Annotated in this window: 19 protein-coding genes; 12 read left to right on the top strand and 7 right to left on the bottom strand. The window is 62.4% G+C overall.

All coding sequences use genetic code 11. The annotated features are described in order from the left end of the window. Positions 1 to 8: 8 nt before the first annotated feature. Positions 9 to 257 (top strand): hypothetical protein, encoded by a 249-nt coding sequence (locus tag C515_RS0108085; RefSeq protein ID WP_028455105.1) that lies wholly within the window; start codon positions 9 to 11, stop codon positions 255 to 257. Between the two features lie 34 nt (positions 258 to 291). Beyond that, positions 292 to 1269, top strand: a complete 978-nt coding sequence (locus tag C515_RS0108080) for an AraC family transcriptional regulator (RefSeq protein ID WP_028455104.1) — start codon at positions 292 to 294, stop codon at positions 1267 to 1269. A 70-nt stretch (positions 1270 to 1339) separates the two neighbouring features. Here the strand turns inward: C515_RS0108080 and C515_RS0108075 are convergent, their stop codons facing one another. Next, positions 1340 to 2062, bottom strand: a complete 723-nt coding sequence (locus C515_RS0108075) for a peptidoglycan DD-metalloendopeptidase family protein (RefSeq protein ID WP_043648716.1) — start codon at positions 2060 to 2062, stop codon at positions 1340 to 1342. 160 nt (positions 2063 to 2222) lie between these two features. Between C515_RS0108075 and C515_RS0108070 the strand changes: the two genes are divergently transcribed. Continuing rightward, positions 2223 to 3104 carry a Tim44 domain-containing protein gene (locus C515_RS0108070; protein WP_028455102.1) on the top strand — a complete coding sequence of 294 codons (882 nt, stop codon included), beginning with the start codon at positions 2223 to 2225 and terminating at the stop codon, positions 3102 to 3104. 123 nt (positions 3105 to 3227) lie between these two features. Here the strand turns inward: C515_RS0108070 and C515_RS0108065 are convergent, their stop codons facing one another. From C515_RS0108065 to C515_RS0108050, 4 genes are all read right to left on the bottom strand, one after another. Continuing rightward, positions 3228 to 3626: a YkgJ family cysteine cluster protein gene (locus tag C515_RS0108065; protein ID WP_028455101.1), complete on the bottom strand. Its 399-nt coding sequence runs from the start codon at positions 3624 to 3626 to the stop codon at positions 3228 to 3230. 70 nt (positions 3627 to 3696) lie between these two features. Beyond that, a complete protein-coding gene (locus tag C515_RS0108060) occupies positions 3697 to 4524 on the bottom strand; it encodes a flagellin (protein ID WP_043648737.1) in 828 nt (275 codons plus the stop codon). 281 nt (positions 4525 to 4805) lie between these two features. Next, positions 4806 to 5837, bottom strand: coding sequence for an ACR3 family arsenite efflux transporter (gene arsB / locus C515_RS0108055; protein ID WP_028455099.1), 1032 nt, complete (start codon positions 5835 to 5837; stop codon positions 4806 to 4808). Then, a complete protein-coding gene (locus C515_RS0108050; protein WP_043648706.1) occupies positions 5834 to 6337 on the bottom strand; it encodes an arsenate reductase ArsC in 504 nt (167 codons plus the stop codon). Before C515_RS0108050 ends, arsB begins: the two co-directional genes overlap by 4 nt. A 548-nt stretch (positions 6338 to 6885) precedes the next feature. Here C515_RS0108050 and C515_RS0108040 point away from each other — a divergent pair. Further along, positions 6886 to 8226, top strand: a complete 1341-nt coding sequence (locus C515_RS0108040; protein ID WP_028455097.1) for a YdgA family protein — start codon at positions 6886 to 6888, stop codon at positions 8224 to 8226. 326 nt (positions 8227 to 8552) lie between these two features. On the opposite strand, the gene C515_RS20245 is transcribed toward C515_RS0108040, so the two are convergent. Further along, on the bottom strand, positions 8553 to 9488 hold the full coding sequence (locus C515_RS20245) for a transcriptional regulator GcvA (RefSeq protein ID WP_051304769.1): 936 nt from the start codon (positions 9486 to 9488) through the stop codon (positions 8553 to 8555). Between the two features lie 281 nt (positions 9489 to 9769). Between C515_RS20245 and acnB the strand changes: the two genes are divergently transcribed. Beyond that, positions 9770 to 12361 (top strand): bifunctional aconitate hydratase 2/2-methylisocitrate dehydratase, encoded by a 2592-nt coding sequence (gene acnB / locus C515_RS0108030; protein ID WP_028455096.1) that lies wholly within the window; start codon positions 9770 to 9772, stop codon positions 12359 to 12361. An 81-nt stretch (positions 12362 to 12442) separates the two neighbouring features. Here acnB and C515_RS0108025 read toward each other — a convergent pair whose 3' ends face one another. Then, positions 12443 to 12928: a DUF1203 domain-containing protein gene (locus tag C515_RS0108025; protein ID WP_081686824.1), complete on the bottom strand. Its 486-nt coding sequence runs from the start codon at positions 12926 to 12928 to the stop codon at positions 12443 to 12445. Between the two features lie 431 nt (positions 12929 to 13359). Here C515_RS0108025 and C515_RS0108020 point away from each other — a divergent pair, with 431 nt between their 5' ends. From C515_RS0108020 to rpoS, 7 genes are all read left to right on the top strand, one after another. Beyond that, positions 13360 to 14484: an aromatic ring-hydroxylating oxygenase subunit alpha gene (locus C515_RS0108020; protein WP_028455094.1), complete on the top strand. Its 1125-nt coding sequence runs from the start codon at positions 13360 to 13362 to the stop codon at positions 14482 to 14484. Positions 14485 to 14571: 87 nt separating this feature from the next. Then, positions 14572 to 15033, top strand: coding sequence for a hypothetical protein (locus C515_RS0108015; RefSeq protein WP_028455093.1), 462 nt, complete (start codon positions 14572 to 14574; stop codon positions 15031 to 15033). 76 nt (positions 15034 to 15109) lie between these two features. Further along, entirely contained in the window at positions 15110 to 16000 is an 891-nt protein-coding gene (locus tag C515_RS0108010) for a DMT family transporter (protein WP_245575005.1), read from the top strand. A gap of 56 nt (positions 16001 to 16056) precedes the next feature. After that, entirely contained in the window at positions 16057 to 16800 is a 744-nt protein-coding gene (gene surE / locus C515_RS0108005) for a 5'/3'-nucleotidase SurE (RefSeq protein WP_028455091.1), read from the top strand. Further along, complete coding sequence (locus C515_RS0108000; RefSeq protein ID WP_245575004.1) at positions 16785 to 17459, top strand: protein-L-isoaspartate(D-aspartate) O-methyltransferase; 675 nt, start codon at positions 16785 to 16787, stop codon at positions 17457 to 17459. The genes surE and C515_RS0108000 overlap by 16 nt, the downstream gene beginning before the upstream one ends. Positions 17460 to 17480: 21 nt before the next feature. Then, positions 17481 to 18542: a peptidoglycan DD-metalloendopeptidase family protein gene (locus C515_RS23020; protein WP_211234012.1), complete on the top strand. Its 1062-nt coding sequence runs from the start codon at positions 17481 to 17483 to the stop codon at positions 18540 to 18542. A gap of 2 nt (positions 18543 to 18544) precedes the next feature. Next, a complete protein-coding gene (rpoS, locus tag C515_RS0107990; protein ID WP_028455088.1) occupies positions 18545 to 19510 on the top strand; it encodes an RNA polymerase sigma factor RpoS in 966 nt (321 codons plus the stop codon). Positions 19511 to 19666 lie beyond the last annotated feature (156 nt).

The raw sequence follows: 19666 nt of genomic DNA, 5'->3' as shown, positions 1-19666 counted from the left end.
GAGTGACCATGCAAGAGCAGGATGTGGTGGTATCAACGGCGGTGTACGCCGAGCTGGTGAAAGGCAACAAGATTGCCGCCATCAAGCGACTGCGCACCGAGCAGGGCGTGGGTTTGAAGGAAGCCAAGGAGCAGATCGACCGCTATCTGCTTCTGCATCCGGGTTTGATGCCGCCATCGCCGCCGATCAGCAGTCATGGCATGCTGCTGCTGTTTGCAATCCTGATCGTGGCCGTGTTGGTGTATTCCTTGTTCTGACTATTCAGGGACAGGGTGAGTGTGGCAATTTCCAATGAATGATTTCCCGTTTCGGCGCGAATACACCGCGCGCTTCAACCGCGTGCTCGATTACATCGACCATCATCTGGCCGAGGAACTGCGGCTGGAGACGCTGGCCGAGCTGGCGCTGTTTTCACCGTTTCATTTTCACCGCTTGTTTCTGGCCTGGCAGGGGGAGACGCTGGCGGACTATATCCGCCGCCGCCGGCTGGAAATTGCCGGGATGCGCCTGGTGATGCAGGCGGACAAGCCGGTGCTGACCATTGCGCTGGATTGCGGTTTTGGCTCGGGCGAGAGCTTTGCGCGGGCCTTTCGCCAGCAGTTCGGCTGCTCGCCCAGCGTCTGGCGCAAGGAAGGCTACGCGGCGCAGCGCAAGTCGCGGCATGGCAATAGCAAGTTCGGTCAGCTTGATGGCAAGTCCGGTCAGGCGCCGGGCGACGGGCAGGGCGATGATAGCGGCATGTCTGCAGCCACGGGGTTGCAGCTGCCCAAGGAGACCATCATGACCTTCGACGCCAACGCCATCACCATCGAAACCCTCGCACCGGTACGCATCGCCTACCTGCGCCGCACCGGCCCGTATGGCGGGCCGGGAATCTGGGAGCACTGGCAGCGCTTCAACCAGTGGTGCGGCGCGCACGGCCTGCACGGCGGGCGGGCGATGTACGGCATCAGCCTGGACGACCCGACCATCACCGCGCCCGCGCAGTGTCGCTACGACGCGGCCGTGGCCGTCGACGCGGGCTTCAGCGCCAGCGGCGAGGCGGCGATCCGCGAGCTGCCGGGCGGGCGTTATGCGCTGTACGAGTTCTTCGGCCTGCCCGAGGAATGTGGCGACATGTGGATGACGCTGTTCCGCGAGTGGTTGCCCGACAGCGGCCTGCAGCTCGACGATCGCCCCTGCTTCGAAATCTACCTGCCTCGCCACGGCTTCGAGGCGGAAACCCGGCGCTTCGGCTGCCAGATCGCCATCCCGGTGCGCGCACTCTGATAAGGGTATTGGCTTCTGGCCTAATTGGAGTAATGGCTTCAGACTGACACGGCCATGGGTATGCAGGGTCTTAGCGCTCCGGCAGCACGCGCAGCGGGTCGATGGCCTGGCCATGCTGCCGCACTTCGAAATGCACTTTGACACGATCCGCGCCACTGTCGCCGGCCTCGGCAATCGCCTGGCCGGCGCTGACCCGCTGACCTTCCTTGACCAGCAGCTTGCGGTTGTGTGCATAGGTGGTGAGCAGGCCGCTGTCGTGCTTGATGATGAGCAGCAGCCCGTAGCTGCGGATGCCGTCACCGGCGTACACGACCTTGCCGGCGGCGGCGGCGCGCACCGGGCTGCCAGCGCTGGCGGCGATGCCGATGCCCTTGTTGCGCTGACCATCGAAACGGTAGAGCAGCGCGCCTTCCGCCGGCCACTGCAGCGTTTCCTGCGGGGCTGGCGCGCTGGTCGGGGCGGGGGTGCCCGCTGGCCGGCTTGGTGTAGGGCGCGGGCTTGCTGTCGGGCGCGGTGCCGGCGCCGGTTTGCCGGTCACCGGCGCGTCGGGTGGCGTCACGCGCAGCAGTTGTCCGGTGCGGATGTCGGCCGGGTCGCTGAGGCGATTCCAGCGCGTCAGCTCCGCCACGCTGCGCCCGTGCGCCTTGGCAATGCGGTAAAGGGTGTCACCGGCTTGTACGCGGTAATGGCCCGGCTGGCTGACGACGGGGGCCGGTGGCGTGCTGCACGCCAGCAGCAGTAGCGGCAGGAGCAGGGCGAGGCTGTGTTGCAGCAGGCGATTGAATGCGGGCATGGCGGGATTCTAACCCGGCAAAAGCCGGCTGGCCGGGGAAAGAAGTCACGCGCTCGCGTCTGTCTTGCGTCTGTCTTGCAATGGGAACCATTTGCCACCACCTGAGTCTGCAGCAACTGGTGAATCCGTTTGCCAGCACAACTACAGAGGACGATGAAGCATGAAACGCATCCTGATTGCCTTGTTTGCAGTCTTTATCTCATTCGCGATGGTGGTTCCCGATGCGGAAGCCAAGCGTGTCGGCGGCGGCCGCAACTCGGGCGTGCAACGTGAAGCTCCAGCCCAGAAGCAGGCGCAGGCTGCGCCGCAACAGGCTCCGGCTGGCGCTGCCGCGCAACCCAAGAAAAACTCCTGGATGGGCCCGCTGGCTGGCCTGGCCGCCGGCCTTGGTCTTGCCGCGCTGTTTTCCTCGCTCGGCTTGGGTGCGGAATTCGGCAGCCTGCTGACCATGCTGCTGATTGGCGTCGCGGTCTTCTTCGTGATCCGCCTGCTGATGTCCCGCCGTCGCGCGAGCGCCCCGGCCAACCCGTACGCCCCCAATCCGCATGCTCACTATGCGGCAGCCGGTGCCCCGCAAGCCTGGCAGCCCACGCCGAGCGCCGCTCCGGCCGCGTTCACCAGCGCTGCCGGCGGTTTCGGTGCTGCTGCACCGGTCGCCGCCTTGAACCTGCCGGTGGGCTTTGACGCCGCCGCCTTTGCCCGCGAAGCGAAGCTGACCTTCATCCGCATGCAGGCCGCCAACGATGCGGGCGATCTGAACGACCTGCGCCAGTTCACGTCGCCGGAAATGTTCGCCGAGATCAAGCTTGACATCGCCGAGCGCGGCAGCGCTACACAGCGTACCGATGTGGTGAGCGTGGAGTCCGAGCTGGTGAATTTCGAGCTTGAAGGCAATCGCCAGCTGGCCAGCGTGCGCTTCCACGGCCAGATCCGCGAGAGCGAAGGCGCTGCTGCCGAGGCCTTTGATGAAATCTGGCACTTCTCGCAATGGCGTGACAGCGGCCAGCAGTGGGTGGTGGCCGGCATCCAGCAAAACCGCTGATCGGTTTACGGTACTTGCTTGAAAAAACGGGAAGGCGCTGCCTTCCCGTTTTTTCATGTGTTGCAGCCTGTTGCCTGCTTGTCTCGCCCCGGCTGCGCAAGGCCGGGTTTGGCAAAACCTCTGTCAGGGCTTGTTGCGATAGGCGCAATAGCCCGGGCGCGGGCCGATCTTGGGGTGGTTGCGGCAGGTGTTGGGGCGTGCCTCGTAAATCGTGCAGCGCCGTGTTTCGGCGTGCAGGTAGCGGCAGTCGCCATTGGCGCGGCGGGCCAGCGTGAAAATGCTCTGCTTGAAGTTGAAGTGCTCGATGATGCCGGCCTTCTCCAGACGCCTGGCAATCGCTTTTGGCGCCTCGTGCTCGGCCTCAAAGGGGGCGACTACCCCCATGCGCACCAGGTCGCCCACTTTGACCTCCACCGGCATCGTGCAGCAGGTCGCCTGACAGTCGCTGCACAGGCTGGCGCGGTATTTCACCCAGGTATCCAGGCGCTCCAGCGTGGCGAGGTAGATGAATTTCTGGCTCATGGCGGCAGGCAGACAAAAGCGCGGGATTATACCCGCGCTTGTCGATGATGGCCGCAGTGGATGACGGGCGTCAGCGCAGCAGGCTGAGTACCTGCGGCGCGCTGGCATTGGCTTGCGCGCGCATGGCCAGCGCTGCTTCGCCGCGCACGCGCTCCAGCACCGAGCGCGAGGTGGCGGCGGCATAATCGGTGTCGCCGATGCGGCTCTTTGCTGCCGATTCACTGATGGCGGTTTGCTGCAGATTGCCGATGCCGGCCTCAAGCCGGCTTTGCACGGCGCCAAGCTGGCTGCGCTGCTCGGCCAGCCGACTCAGGTCGCTGTCGAGCTGGTCGAGCGACTGGCTGGCGGCACTCGGGCTGGAAAGGTCAATGCGGCCCTGCACACTGCCCAATGCCGTGTTGCCGGCGGCAAGGCTGCCGCCGCTGAAGGTGAGCTGGTCGCCGGCATTGGGCCCGGCCTGCAGTGTGACGCTGCCGCCTTGCAGCAGCGGCTGGCCATTGAATTGCGCGTTGCGCACGATGTCCTGATTGCTCTGGCTCAGCGCGTCGGCTTCGGCCTGCAAGGCCGCGCGATCGGTGGCCGAGAGCGTGCTGTTGCCGGCGGCCACCGTCAGTTCGCGCAGCCGCTGGCTGTTGTCGCTGAGCGTGGCCAGCGCGCCGTCGGCGGTTTGTGCCAGCGAAATGCCGTCGTTGAGATTGCGGGCGGCCTGCGTGTTGCCGGCAATCTGCGCGGCAAAGCGCTCGACGATGGCCGAGCCGGCGGCATCGTCGGCTGCGCTGTTGATGCGCTTGCCGCTGGCGAGCGACTGCAGGGTTTTTTCCTGGGCGGCGCGCGCACTGTCCAGGCTGCGTGTACCGGGCAGAGTGAGGGCATTGCTGCCGATGGGGCTGGTGATCATGCTGGCCTCCGTGTGCTGGCTATCCAACTGATTCCATTAAGAATAATCGTTTTCAGTCCGTGCGGTGCGCCGATGCGACCAATGGCCGCCGGGCGCGGCCAGGGGCAGGCCATGCTGGTCCGGTACTGCAGGCGCTGGACATTGCAGCCGATGCATCGGGCTCGGGAAAGGCCCGTCTGGACTAGCCAGCTGGCAGGCCTTGCGCATGCCTGGCCTATCTATGGGGTATATGCCTGCAGCCATTTGCACTAAAAGGCCGCAGGCATATCGGTAGTCATGTATCAGGCGGTGGCCTCATACCAGCCCTTGCTGCGGTTCACAACCGCCACCACGGCCAGCATGATGGGCACTTCGACCAGCACGCCAACGACGGTGGCCAGCGCCGCACCCGACTGGAAGCCGAACAGGCTGATCGCCGCAGCCACGGCCAGCTCGAAGAAGTTCGACGCGCCGATCAGCGCCGACGGCCCGGCCACGCAATGCGCGACGCCCAGCTTCTTGTTGAGCACGTAGGCGAGCCCCGAGTTGAACACCACCTGGATCAGGATGGGCACGGCCAGCAGCGCGATCACCAGCGGCTGCTTGAGAATCTGCTCGCCCTGGAAGGCAAACAGCAGCACCAGCGTGGCCAAAAGTGCAAACAGTGAAAACGGCTGGATGCGCTTGAGCGCCGCATCGAGGCTGCCGTGCGCGATCAGCGCCTTGCGCGCCAGTTGCGCCAGGATGACCGGAATCACGATGTAAAGACCGACCGACACCAGCAGCGTGTCCCAGGGCACGGTAATCGCCGAGATGCCCAGGAGCAGGCCGACAATGGGTGCAAACGCGACGACCATGATGGCATCGTTCAGCGCCACCTGGCTCAGCGTGAAGTGCGGCTCGCCGCGCACCAGCTGGCTCCAGACGAACACCATGGCGGTGCAGGGCGCCGCCGCCAGCAAAATCAGGCCGGCAATGTAGCTGTCGATCTGATCGGCGGGCAGCATGGGGGCAAACAGTTCTCGAATGAACAGCCAGCCCAGCAGCGCCATCGAAAACGGCTTCACCAGCCAGTTCACGCCCAGCGTTACGCCGATGCCGCGCCAGTGCTGGCCGACTTCCTTCAGTGCGGCGAAGTCGATCTTCATCAGCATCGGAATGATCATCACCCAGATCAGCACGCCCACCGGCAGGTTGACCCTGGCGACTTCCATTTCGCCAAGCAGCCGGAAGGGGGCCGGAATCAGCTGGCCTGCCGTGATGCCGACGACGATGCACAGCGCCACCCACAGCGTGAGGTAACGCTCGAAAAAACCGAGTGCGGGCTGGCTCATTCTGCCTTCACTCCGTCCAGCACACCGGGTTCACCGATTTCGCGGATATGGGCCAGATGGGCGATTTTCTCGTCCGGCAAACTGATCAGCAGTTCGATGCGATGCTTGATCTGCAGAAAAATCTTGGCGAAGGACTGGCGCTTTTCTTCTTCGGTTTCACCGTGCGGGTCGTCATAGCCCCAATGTGCGGTAACCGGATGACCGGGCCAGTAGGGGCAGGTTTCCTTCGCCGCATTGCCGCAGACGGTGATGATGATGTCCATCTTCGGCGCGTCTTCGCCCTCGAATACATCCCAGGATTTGGAATACATATAGCTGGTGTCGTGACCGAGCTTCTGCAGCAGCTCGATGGCCAGCGGATTGGGTTGTGTTCCGGGCTGGCTGCCAGCGCTGTAAGCCTGGAAGCGCTCGCCGCCGAGGTGGTTCAGCAGGCCTTCGGACATGATGGAGCGGGCCGAATTGGCGGTGCACAGAAACAGGACATTGAATTTCTTGCTCATGATGATCCCTGGTTGTGTTGTGGGTATGTGGTTGAAAGTCATTGCTGCATTGGGTTCGGTCTATATACCCTGCTGTTGCTTTGTGGCCGGATGCCCGACCGCCCATCCGCGGTACAGGCCGCCAGCGCAGGCAGGACGTCGCTGCGTCGTGCCAGAGCGATTAAACGGCGGCACTGTTGCGGGCGTGTGATGGCGTGCTGTCATCCCGTGCCCGGCACGGCGGGCGGCCGCGCTGCTTTGCCGTGTCAGTCTTCAATGATTCCATTATTATCGAATTATGGAATTGCTACAAGCCCGCCAGCCAAGATTGTCGCTGCCTGCTGCGCGCTCATGCTGCTGTACCTGGGCACCTGGCCCGACGCGGCGGGTAGCGCTTGCGCCTTCCCCGGCCTGCTGGCTGCTGCGGTGCTGGCATGACGGAGGCTTTCAGCGTGATCCACGCCACAGCCCTACAAAAAATTACACCAAAGTAATTATTTTTCGCATATAACTGTCGCCGCAATGAATTGCCTAACAGTTTCAACGATCAATGTAAAAAGGAATCAACGATGAACAAGCTTGTTCTGGGCGTGGCCGGAGCGGCCCTGCTGGCCGGTGGTGGTTATGTCGGCGCAGCCTGGTATGCCGGCCAGAAGATCGATGGTGCGGTCGAGCGCAATGCCGAACTGCTGAAAAAGTATCCGATCATCAAGGTCGTCAAGCGCGACTTCCAGAAAGGGCTGTTCACATCGGTGGAAAACGTGACCTACCGCATCGGCTGCGACGGGGTCGAGGGTGCGTCGCTGCCGGGCGAGCTGGGCACGGTCACGCTGCGCAACACGATCAGCCATCATCCGTTTGCGCCGAGCATGAGCACCGAGATCATTTACGACGCGAAGACCAAGGCCGAGCTGGCCAAGATCTTCAAGGACAAGGAGCCGCTGCAGATCGTGACCAAGTTCGCGCTGTCCGGCGCCTACGAAACCACCATCAGCAGCCCGGCGCTGACTTATGAAGATCCCCAGGGCAAGCTGAACTGGAAGGGCCTGACCGCCACGATCAAGTCCGACGAGGCGCTGAGCTTCTTTGATGCCACCCTCAAGGTGCCCGGCGTCGAGCTGGCTACCCCGGACAATCAGAACATCAGCATGGGCGAGCTGAGCTTCGAGCAGCAGGCCAAGCGCTCGGCGGAAGGCCTGTATGTCGGCACCTCCGGCATGTCGCTGGCCAGCCTGGACATGAATTTCAAGGATGAGGCCACGCCGCTGGCCATCAAGCTGGGCAAGACCGAGCTGACCGGTGAAAGCAAGGTCACTGGCGGGCTGATGTCGGGCAGCGCCAAGGGCGGCATCGCCAGCGTCCAGCTCAATGGCAAGGACATCGGCAGCATGACGCTGAAGTACAACCTGGACAACCTCGACGCCGCTGCGCTCAAGCAATACAACGACCGCTTCTGGACGCAGGGCCCCCTGCAGTGCAAGTCCGACCCGATGGCCGATCTGCAAGCCATGCAGCAGCTGTTGCTGGCCTTGCTGAAGAAGGATCCGAAACTGGGTTACGAATTCGCGCTGAAGACCCCGGAAGGCGACAGCTCGCTGGCGCTGAACGTGGCCAGCAAGGGCCTGAAGGAAGAAGACCTGGCCAATCCGCAAGCCATGCTGCCGAAGATCGATGCCAGCCTGGCCGTGCAGGTGCCGGGCGCCCTGATCGAGCGCGTCATCCGCGAAACCAACCCGGCCGAAGAGGCCGAGATGGCGCTGGCCATGTTCCAGGGTTCGCTGGAGCAGATCGTCGCCCAGGGTTTCGTGCAGAACGATGGCAAGCTGATCAAGAGCAACTTCACCATCAAGGGTGGCCAGATGCAGCTCAACGGTCAGCCGTTTGATCCGAGCATGCTGATGGGCATGTAATTCCGCCCCGCACTACGCAGTCTGCAAAGCCCGCCTGACCAGGCGGGCTTTTTTCTTGTTGAAGCGCAGCGTGACTTGGCCGAACTCTTGACCCAACGCAGAGACGCAGCGGAGGGAAGGAGGCAGAGAAACCCGGCTGCGGCTGGTGGTCTGGTCTTTCTTCGGCGTTTCTGCGTTGCAAGGTCTTGGTGCGTGTCGCCGTGTCGCAGGCTGGGTTTTGCGAAAACAACCGTATATGGCTGAGAACATTTATTCTTAATGGCTACAGCCATATAGGGTATTTGGTATGTTGGTGTGTTCGTGCAAGGCCAGGTGTTCGGCCTGCATCAGTCGCGGCCGGGTGTGCTGACTGAATCTGGCAGGCTTGCGCTCTGCCCGGCCGGGGCCTGGCAGCGCTCCAGCCAGTTGCAAAACGCGTTGACCGCCGCGTCGTCCATCTGGCTGCGCGGCACGATCCAGCAATAGCCGCGCACCGGCACCACCGGCGTCGGCAGCGGCGCGACCAGCGTGCCCGCGTTCAGTTCGTGCTGCATCATCGGCAAGGGTCCGAGCGTGATGCCCAGGCCATCGATCGCGGCCTGCAGCGCCAGATAGAAGTGGTCGAACTGCAGGCTGGCCGCCGGCTTGAGCTCGGGAACGCCGGCGAGCGTCAGCCAGCGCGGCCAGGCGGTCGGGCGCGTGTCGGCCAGCAGCAGCGTGTGGCGCGCCAGGTCTTCGGGCTTTTTCACCGGATGGCGCTCCAGCAGCGCCGGGCTCATCAGCGGCAGCTCCCATTCCTCCAGAAAGGGCTGGCTGACATAGCCCGGCCAGTCGCCGGGGCCGCGGCGGATGGCGATGTCGAATGGCGCATCGAGCCGCGTGATGTCGCGATCCGACGTGGCGATGCGCAGCTCGATGTCCGGGTTGGCGCGCTGGAAATCGCCCATGCGCGGCAAGAGCCAGCGCATCGCCAGTGTCGGTGTCGAATTGATCACCAGCCGGCGTTGCGCCGAGGGTTCGCGCAGCTGCGCGGTGGCGCTGTTGATGATGTCGAAACCGTCCTGGATCTGCACCAGATAGCGCCAGCCGGTTTCCGAGAGCTTGACGCGTCCGCCGCTGCGCTCGAAGAGGCGCAATCCCAGCCAGTCCTCCAGCTGGCGGATCTGCTTGCTGATCGCCCCGTGCGTGACGTGCAGTTCGTCGGCGGCGGCGCTGAAGCTGTTGAGGCGCGCGGCGGCTTCAAAGGCGCGCAGGGCATTGAGTGGGGGCAGCGACTGGGTCATGGTGTGAGGGAATGGAACCTGTTGGCGGGAATGATGCGATGATGGCCGCCTAATCGGCCGAAACAGCGCCAGCTTGCCGCTGTTCTGTGAGTTTAACTCACATTGATTGTGGCGATTACTCGTTTGTCTGGCCGGGGCATTGCGCGTACCATGGCGTGGCAAAAAATCATCCATACTCCGTGCGCGCCCGTCCCGGCCCGCGCGGACAGGACAAGCCGGTGAGTGCCGCACGCCCCGTGTGGCCCTCGTTTCGCTGCCCATTACCTCCGGAAGCTTGAATCATGCTTGAAGCCTATCGCCAACACGTAGCCGAGCGCGCCGCGCTGGGCATCCCGCCGCTGCCGCTGACTGCCCAGCAAGTCGTCGAGCTGGTTGAACTGCTGAAAAACCCGCCGGCCGGCGAAGAAGCCTTCCTGGTCGACCTGCTGACCCACCGTGTTCCGCCCGGCGTGGATGACGCCGCCAAGGTGAAGGCCGCCTTCCTCGCTGCGGTCGCCAGTGGTGCGGATTCCTGTAGCCTGGTGTCGCGCGCCAAGGCCGTCGAGCTGCTCGGCACCATGCTGGGCGGCTTCAACATCAAGCCGCAGATCGACCTGCTGGGCGACGCCGAAGTCGGCGCGATCGCCGCCGAAGGCCTGAAGAAAACCCTGCTGATGTTCGACTACTTCCATGACGTGAAGGAACTGGCCGACAAGGGCAATGCCAACGCCAAGTCCGTGCTGGAAAGCTGGGCGAATGCCGAATGGTTCACCAGCCGTCCGCAAGTGGCCGAAAAGATCACCGTCACCGTCTTCAAGGTGCCGGGCGAAACCAATACCGACGACCTGTCGCCGGCTCCGGATGCGTGGAGCCGCCCGGACATCCCGCTGCACGCGCTGGCGATGCTGAAGAACACCCGCGCCGACGCGGCCTTTAAGCCGGAAGAAGACGGCAAGCGCGGCCCGATCCAGTTCCTGCGCGATCTGGCGGCCAAGGGTCATCCGGTTGCCTACGTCGGTGACGTGGTCGGCACCGGTTCCTCGCGCAAGTCGGCGACCAATTCCGTACTGTGGTGGACCGGTGAAGACATTCCCTTCGTGCCGAACAAGCGCTTTGGCGGTGTTTGCCTTGGTGGCAAGATCGCCCCGATCTTCTTCAACACCCAGGAAGATTCCGGCGCGCTGCCGATCGAAGTCGACGTGTCCAAGCTGGAAATGGGCGACGTGATCGAGATCTACCCGTACGCCGGCAAGATCGAGAAGAACGGCGCTGTCGTTGCCGAGTTCAAGGTCAAGTCCGACGTGCTGTTCGACGAAGTGCGCGCCGGTGGCCGTATCAACCTGATCATCGGCCGCTCGCTGACCGCCAAGGCGCGTGAAGCGCTGGGCCTGCCGGCGTCCACCGAATTCCGCCTGCCGCAGTCGCCGGTTGCCAGCAACAAGGGCTTCTCGCTGGGTCAGAAGATGGTCGGTCGCGCCTGCGGTCTGCCAGAAGGCCAGGGCGTGCGTCCGGGCACCTATTGCGAACCGCGCATGACTTCGGTCGGCTCGCAAGATACTACCGGCCCGATGACCCGCGACGAGCTGAAGGACCTGGCTTGCCTGGGCTTCTCCGCCGATCTGGTGATGCAATCGTTCTGCCACACCGCCGCTTATCCGAAGCCGGTGGACGTGAAGATGCACCACGAACTGCCGGAATTCATCCGCAACCGTGGCGGCGTCAGCTTGCGCCCGGGCGACGGCGTGATCCACTCCTGGCTCAACCGCATGCTGCTGCCCGATACCGTGGGCACCGGCGGTGACTCGCACACCCGCTTCCCGATCGGCATTTCCTTCCCGGCCGGTTCCGGTCTGGTGGCCTTTGGTGCCGCGACCGGCGTGATGCCGCTCGACATGCCGGAATCCGTGCTGGTGCGCTTCAAGGGCGCCATGCAGCCGGGCATCACCCTGCGCGATCTGGTGAACGCGATTCCGTTCTACGCGATCAAGGCCGGTCTCTTGACCGTTGCCAAGGCGGGCAAGAAGAACATCTTCTCCGGCCGCATCCTGGAAATCGAAGGTCTGCCGGATCTGAAGGTCGAGCAGGCCTTCGAGCTGACCGATGCGTCGGCCGAGCGTTCCGCCGCCGGTTGTACCGTGGCGCTGAACCGCGAGCCGGTGGTTGAATACCTGCAGTCCAATATCGTGCTGCTGAAGTCCATGATTGCCGACGGCTATGGCGATGCCAAGACCCTGGGTCGCCGCATCAAGGCCATGGAAGACTGGATCGCCAACGGCGAACTGCTGAAGGCCGACGCCGACGCCGAGTACGCTGCGGTCATCGAAATCGACATGAGCGAAATCGTCGAGCCGCTGCTGGCCTGCCCGAACGACCCGGACGACGTGAAGACACTGGCCGACGTGGCCGGCACCAAGATCGATGAAGTCTTCATCGGTTCGTGCATGACCAACATCGGTCATTTCCGCGCCGCCGGCAAGCTGCTGGAAGGCAAGCGCGACCTGCCGACCAAGCTGTGGATTGCTCCGCCGACCAAGATGGATGCGCAGCAGCTGACCGAAGAAGGCTACTACGGCACCTTCGGCATGGCCGGCGCGCGCACCGAAATGCCGGGCTGCTCGCTGTGCATGGGCAACCAGGCGCAGGTGCGCGAAGGCGCGACCGTGGTGTCGACCTCGACCCGCAACTTCCCGAACCGTCTGGGCAAGAACACCAATGTGTTCCTGAGCTCGGCCGAACTCGCCGCCATCGCTTCGCGTCTGGGCCGCATCCCGACCCGCGAGGAGTACATGGCCGATATCGGCGTGATCAACGAGAAGGGCGCCGAAGTCTATCGCTATATGAACTTCAACGAGATGGCAAGCTACCAGGCCGAAGCCGCCAAGGTAACGATCTAAATCGTTCGGTGTTGCCGGCTTGGGCCGGCTTCGCGAGATAAAACAAAGGCCGCTGATGCGGCCTTTGTTTTTGCCTGCGTATCAGCTGGCAGGGCGGTCGATGCGCAGGGCATAGCAGCCATAGGCGGCAAAGCGGGCCAGCACGAAGCTGACTTCGGGATTGGCGAAAAAACGCGCCAGCACCGCTTCTGCCTGGGCCGGGTGCAACAGCTCGGCGTCCACGATGCGTTCATCGGCGCTGTAGGCGCGCAGTACAAAGGGCTTGTCGCGCAGGTAGTCGAGCGGCGAGCCGGTCGGCAGCGGAAAACGGTCATAGCGCACCGCTTCGTTGCTGGCTTGCGCGAGGATGTAGACCGCACCGTATTCCTTGTAGGGGCCGGGAACGCTGAACGGGCAGTAGCTTGCCAGGATCAGCGCTTCACCCGGGCGCGCCTTGCGCAGCACGTCGCGGCACGGTTCGCCGCCCTTGGCGAGCAGGCGCACGACCGGCTGGTTCTGGTCGTCAAGCCCGGCCTCGCGGGCTTTCAGCAGGAAATCGGCACGGATCGGGCGGATGGTGATGGGCATGGGCATGGCCTGGCAAGAAAGGAGTCATCGAGCATAGCAGTCTGGCGAGCGCGGGCAAGCAGGGTGTGCCGACGGCGCTTGCCTGGATTGGATTTTTTGGCTTAATTGCCGGGTATATTAATGCGAGCAAATATCCGCATGGCCTGCACATGTATACGGTTTGGTGTATGTGGTGCTGACCAGGCTGGCTTGCCGCAGGGCAACTGCTTTGCCGTACGCGGCTTGTTCTAATCTATCTGCTTGAATTCATGGCAAGTTTCAGCGAAAGAGCTTGCCCGGTGGGCAGGGATGGGGGAAAATCCGTACCCTTTTTCGGGTCGGTTGCGCAAGGCGCCGGCATTTTCAAACGATGGCTTGCCCACCCATCGCCGCCAGCGTAGCGGCACAAGTGGCAAGACGTCTTAGACCTTCAACCACTGGGGGTATGGGATATGTCCAAACTGCATGATGGCCTGCCAGGCGCGGGTCTGCAGCTCGAGATGAACACGCAATTGCCGGTGTCATCCTACTTCGACGAAACACTTTATCAGGCCGAACTCGAACGGCTGTTCGCCAAAGGCCCCAAATACATCGGCCACGAACTGATGGTGCCCAATGCCGGTGACTATCACGTGCTCGAGGCCAGCAATGGCGCGCGATACCTGAAGCGCACCGAAGCCGGCGAAGTCAAATGCCTTTCCAATATCTGCCGCCATCGTCAGGCCTTCATGCTCGATGGCCGCGGCAATGGCAAGCATACCGTCTGCCCCTTGCACCGCTGGACCTATGACGAAGCGGGCCAGCTGATGGGCGCGCCGCATTTTCCGGGCAACCCCTGCCTGCATCTGCCCGATACCCCGCTGCAAAGCTGGAATGGTCTGCTTTTTGAAAGCGGCCGCGATATCGAGGCTGACCTCAAAGACATGGGCGTCGCCAGGAACTTCGATTTCTCGAATTACGTCTTTCATTCGGTGCATGTCGACGACTATCAGGGCAACTGGAAAACCTTTATCGAGGTCTACCTTGAGGATTACCACGTTGTGCCGTTCCACCCGGGCTTGGGGCAGTTTGTCGAGTGCAACGATCTGCAGTGGCAGTTCGCACCGTGGTATTCGGTGCAGACGGTAGGGGTGCATAACGGTCTGGCCAAGCCCGGTTCGCGTACCTACGAGGAGTGGCACAGGCAGGTCAATGCCTATTACGGCGACAAAAAGCCGGAATTTGGTGCAATCTGGCTGACCTATTACCCGAACATTACCGTCGAGTGGTATCCGCACACCCTGGTGATTTCCACCATCATCCCGACGGGGCCGCGCAGCTACAAGAACGTGGTCGAATTCTATTACCCGGAAGACATCGCCTATTTCGAGCCGGAATTCATCGCGGCCGAGCAGGCGGCCTACGATGAAACGGCAGTCGAGGATCGCGAAATCATCGATCGCATGGAGGCCGGGCGAGAGGCGCTGTATCGCGCCGGCCGCAACGAAGTCGGCCCTTACCAGAGTCCGATGGAAGACGGCATGCGGCATTTTCACGAGTTTTACCGCCGCGAGATGGCCGGTCTGTTGCGGAAATAATGCCGTTTTCCACTTGCGACATTGTTCATGTTTTTTTCAGTATTCATGTTGCATAATCGGCCCTGAATTCATCAGGAGGAGTGCAACATGATGCTGAAGAAACTGGCTTTGCTCGGCAGTCTTGCCGTGTTCTCCGTGCTGGCCCATGCGGAACCCCGTCCTCCGCAGGAAAGAATGAGCGGGCGCAGCTCCGAATATCAGCAAGGCTTCCAGGATGGCTGGCGCGCTGCCTATGAAATGATGCAGAACGGCGGCAATGGCTGGAACAATAATGGCAACAATTGGGGCAACAACAATGACGGGTATCGTCGTGATATCCGCATTGATCGCGCCCGCTATGTTTCCGGCAAGCGCAGCTGCGATTTCACGCGCAATCTGGCCAATCGCGCCAATGGCCGTGGTGAATACCTGCTCGAGGCCAGCAACCGCTGGTGTGGTGATCCGTCGCCGGGTGACCTGAAGCAGGCAGAAGTCCGTTATTACTGTGGCGATGATTTGCGCTCGGCCATCGTCAAGGAAGACGAAAGCCGCTGGCTGCGTTGCCCGTGATGACGCAGGGCAGACCGTGCGATAATGCAGAGAGCGCCTGTCGGGCGCTTTTTGCATTTCCGGGGCAGGAACATTCATGCATGCGCTACTGACGCACTGGCGGCATTCCGGGCCATTCTGGATGGTGATGGCCGGCTTGTCCTTCGGCGTGATGGGGGTCTTCGTCAAGCTGGCCAGTGCCGGTTTTTCAACCGCCGAGCTGGTGTTTTACCGCTGCCTTGCCGGCCTGATCGGCATCATGGTGATCGTGCTGCCGCAAGGGCGCAGCCTGCGCGTGCCGGCAACGGTGCTGCGCCTGCATCTGACCCGCAGCATTTCGGGCTTTTTCGCCCTGATGCTGTATTTCTATGCCATTGCCCATTTGCCCTTGCCCACGGCGGTGACGCTCAATTACACCTCGCCGCTGTTTCTGGTGCTGGTGCTGCTGTTCTGGCGGCGCGAGCCGCTGGCCATCAGGCAAATGCTGCTGGTGCTGCTGGGCTTTGCCGGCGTGATATTGCTGCTGCGGCCTTCACTCGCACCCGAGCAGACGCTCACGGCGCTGATCGGGCTGGGCTCCGGTTTTCTCGCGAGCATTGCCTATCTGAATGTCCATGAACTGGGACGTGCGGGCGAACCCGAGTGGCGCACCGTATCCTATTTCTCGCTGGTCTCTTCGCTTGGCGCCGCTGTCTGGATGCTGCTGCAGGAACAGGGGCTGCATGTACCCGGCTGGCACGATGCGCTCTATCTGGCCGGCATGGGCGCTGCGGCAACCGTCGCGCAATTGTCGATGACACGCGCCTATCGCAAGGGCAAGACGCTGACTGTTGCCAGCCTTGCTTATCTGACCGTGGTGTTTTCCACCGTGTTTGGTGTGCTGATCTGGGATGACCGTCTGCCCCTGCCGAGTTATCTCGGCATCGCGCTGATCGTGGCCTGTGGCATATTCAGCAGTTATCGCCCCTCCGGAGCAAGGCAGGCTTAAGCTTATTTTGCACCGCCTCGCGCTGCCGCTAGAATAGCTCATCAACGGAGATGGACATGCGCTTTCTGGTTTCAAACGATGATGGCTATTTTGCCCCCGGCATCGCCGCGCTGGCGATGGCGCTGGGAGAAGAAGGCGAGGCCATGGTCTGCGCGCCCGAGCGGGATCGCAGCGGAGCAAGCAATTCCCTGACGCTGGATCGCCCGCTGACCGTGCGTGAAGCCCCCGGCGGTTTTCTCTATGTCAATGGCACGCCAACCGACTGCGTGCATCTGGCGGCCACCGGCTTGATGGCGCAATTGCCCGACATGGTGTTTTCCGGCATCAATCATGGCGCGAACATGGGTGATGACACCGTGTATTCGGGAACGGTCGCGGCGGCAACCGAAGGCTATCTGCTTGGCGTACCTGCGGTGGCCATTTCGCTGGCTTCGCGTACGCCGCAGCATTTCGAGACCGCCGCACGGGTGGCCCGCGAGCTGGTGCAGCGTTTCAAGCGCCAGCCGCTGGGTGCGCCGGTCTTGCTGAATGTGAACGTGCCCGATCTGCCCTACGAGCAGATACTGGGCATACGCCAGACGCGGCTGGGGCGTCGGCACAAGTCGGCGCCGGTCATCAAATCCAGCAATCCGCGTGGCGAAACCATCTGGTGGGTGGGCCCGCCGGGTGTGGCGGCCGATGCTGGTGAAGGCACCGATTTCCATGCCGTTGCTCAGGGGTATGTCTCTGTAACCCCTTTATCTACTGATTTGACGTCATATACATCGATGGATATGGTCGAGTCATGGCTATCCGACTGAATTCCGCCCACCTGGCCGGTTCCGGCATGGTTTCGGCGCGTACCCGGGCGCGCATGATTGATCGCTTGCGCGAGCAGGGCATCAGCAACTCCGAGGTGCTGGCCGTGATGGAGCAGGTGCCCCGGCATCTGTTTGTCGATGAAGCGCTGCAGCACAAGGCCTATGACGATACCTCCCTGCCCATCGGCCATGGCCAGACCATTTCGCAACCCTATATTGTGGCGCGCATGACCGAGCTGGCGCTGGGGGCTGGCGCGCGCGATAAGGTGCTGGAAATTGGCACCGGTTGCGGCTACCAGGCAACCATACTCGCCCAATTGTTCAAAACCGTTTATTCCATCGAGCGTATCGGCGCGCTGGCGCAAGCCAGTCGCCACCGTCTGGCCGAACTTGGCGTGCACAACGCCCGCCTGCGCCATGCCGATGGCAGCAAGGGCGTGCCCGAGGCTGCCCCCTTTGATGTAATCCTGTTTGCCGCCGCCGCGCCGATCTCCCCTGAACACCTTATTGCCCAGCTGGCCCCCCATGGCCGGCTGATCGTCCCCGTCGGCCAGCACAGCCAGGAGCTGGTGCTGATCTGCCAGGAAAACGGGAACTGGGTGGAATCCCGCCTCGAGCCGGTGCGTTTTGTGCCGCTGCTCGGCGGGGTCGCCCATTAATCCATTTCATAGGAGTATTTCGTGATTCACCGCGCCGTGATCCATCGTCTTGGCAGTCTTGTCGCTGCCATCCTGCTTGCCGCTTGTTCGTCCACGCCCAGCCAGCCGGCCCCCATCAGTGAACGTCCGGTCGGGCAGACGCCAACACCGGCCCCCCGGCCGCAGCCCACGCCCAGACCGGTTGCCGAGGCACCGGTGGCGGAAAGCCGGCCACTGGGCAATGAAGGCGAGATTGTCTCTTCGGTGCTTACGCCGGTACCGACAGCCGTGGCGACGCCGGCGGGCCAGCCTGTCGCAGTACAGCCTGGCGCTGCCCGCAGCTATACCGTGCAACGCGGGGACACACTGTACAAGATCGCCCGCGAGCAGGGCGTCGCCCCCAGAGATCTCATCGCCTGGAATGCGATTGCCAATCCGGATGACGTGAAAGCCGGGCAGGTTCTGCAACTTGCAGCGCCGGGCAGCCAGCCAGCAGCCGGCAAGGTGGCAACGGGTGTAGAGGTCAAAACTGGCCCGAAAGCCGTGCGTCAGCCCTACACCGCTTCCGCAGTTGCTGCCGCTACGCCAGCCAGCGCTGTCGCAGGCGTTGCATCCAAGCCACAATCCTCGTCGAGTTCATCGTCGGTGCCGGCAGCGGCCGAGCACAAGCCTGTCGTCACCGGCAATGCCAGCAAAACCGCCGAAAAACCTGTAGTCGCTGGCGCCAGTGCTACCGATTCCAGCCTCAATTGGGGGTGGCCAACTGCGGGTAAGGTGACCAGGGGATTTACCGAGGAACGTAAAGGGATTGATATAGCAGGAAAAAAAGGGCAGTCTGTTGTTGCGTCAGCAGGTGGTAAGGTCGTATATGCTGGCAGTGGCCTGCGAGGCTACGGAATGATGGTGATTGTGCAGCACGGCAATGGCTATCTCTCGACCTATGCACATAACAGCAAATTGCTGGTGAAGGAGGGCGACGTCGTCAAAAAGGGAGAAAAGATCGCCGAGATGGGGAATACCGACACCGATGAGATCAAACTGCATTTTGAAATCCGCAAGTTTGGCAAACCGGTTGATCCAACAAAATATATAAGCGCAGAGTGATCATGAGTGAACAAATCGATATCCTGGAAAACGATGAAGTAGTGGACGAAGACGCACTGGATGGCGATGACGCCTCCGATGCCGAGCTGGAGGTCGAGCAGGCGGCCGCCGAAGAAGTCGAAAGCTACGCGACCGAGTCGACTGCGGATGTGACGCAGATTTACCTGAACGAGATCGGCCAGAGCCCCTTGCTGAAGCCCGACGAAGAGCGCGAGTTGTCCCGCCGTGTCGTGAAGGGCGATTTTGAAGCCCGGCAGAAAATGATCCAGCACAATCTGCGGCTGGTCGTGAACATCGCCAAGCATTACATCAACCGCGGCATGACGCTGCTGGACCTGATCGAGGAAGGCAATATCGGTCTGATGCACGCGCTGGAAAAATTCGATCCGGAGCGTGGTTTCCGCTTCTCCACCTACGCCACCTGGTGGATCCGTCAGTCCATCGAGCGCGCCATCATGAATCAGTCGCGCACCATCCGCCTGCCGGTGCACGTGATCAAGGAACTCAATGTTTACCTGCGCGCCCAGCGCCATCTGGAATCGCATCTGGGCCGGGACCCCAGCGTCGAGGAAGTGGCCGAGCTGGTGGGCAAGCCGGTGGCTGATGTGCGCCGCATCATGGGCCTGAATGAGCGTGTGGCTTCACTGGATGCGCCACTGGACATCGACCCGATGCTGACCATCGGCGAATCCATCCCCGACGAGCAGAACGAAGGCCCGGAGGCCATTCTGCAGGGCGCGGAAATCGAACGCTATGTGCGTGAATGGCTCAAGCAGCTCAATGACAAGCAGCGTATGGTCATCGAGCGCCGCTACGGCCTGAACGGCTACGAAATCTGTACGCTGGAAGATCTGGCCGCGCACCTGAACCTGACCCGCGAACGCGTGCGCCAGATCCAGATCGAGGCGCTGGAACAGTTGCGCCGCATCTTGCGTCGCTACGGCGTCTCGCGCGACGTAGTGCTGTAAAGCAGACAAAACACCCTTACCGCCCGTGACGTGGGGCATATCGAGCAACAGCCGCCCTTGGGCGGCTGTTTGCAATGGTGCAGTGCAAGCTGGCAGCCACTGACAGGGATGCTGCAGGTATAATGGCCGGCTTTCCTGCGTGTCGGCAGGGCGGCC

The sequence above is a fragment of the Chitinilyticum litopenaei DSM 21440 genome (genome assembly GCF_000428145.1).
In the GTDB taxonomy this organism is placed as follows: Bacteria; Pseudomonadota; Gammaproteobacteria; order Burkholderiales; family Chitinibacteraceae; genus Chitinilyticum; species Chitinilyticum litopenaei.
Note: the sequence above shows the minus strand (reverse complement) of the source record. Positions and strands in the feature narration are given on the sequence as shown.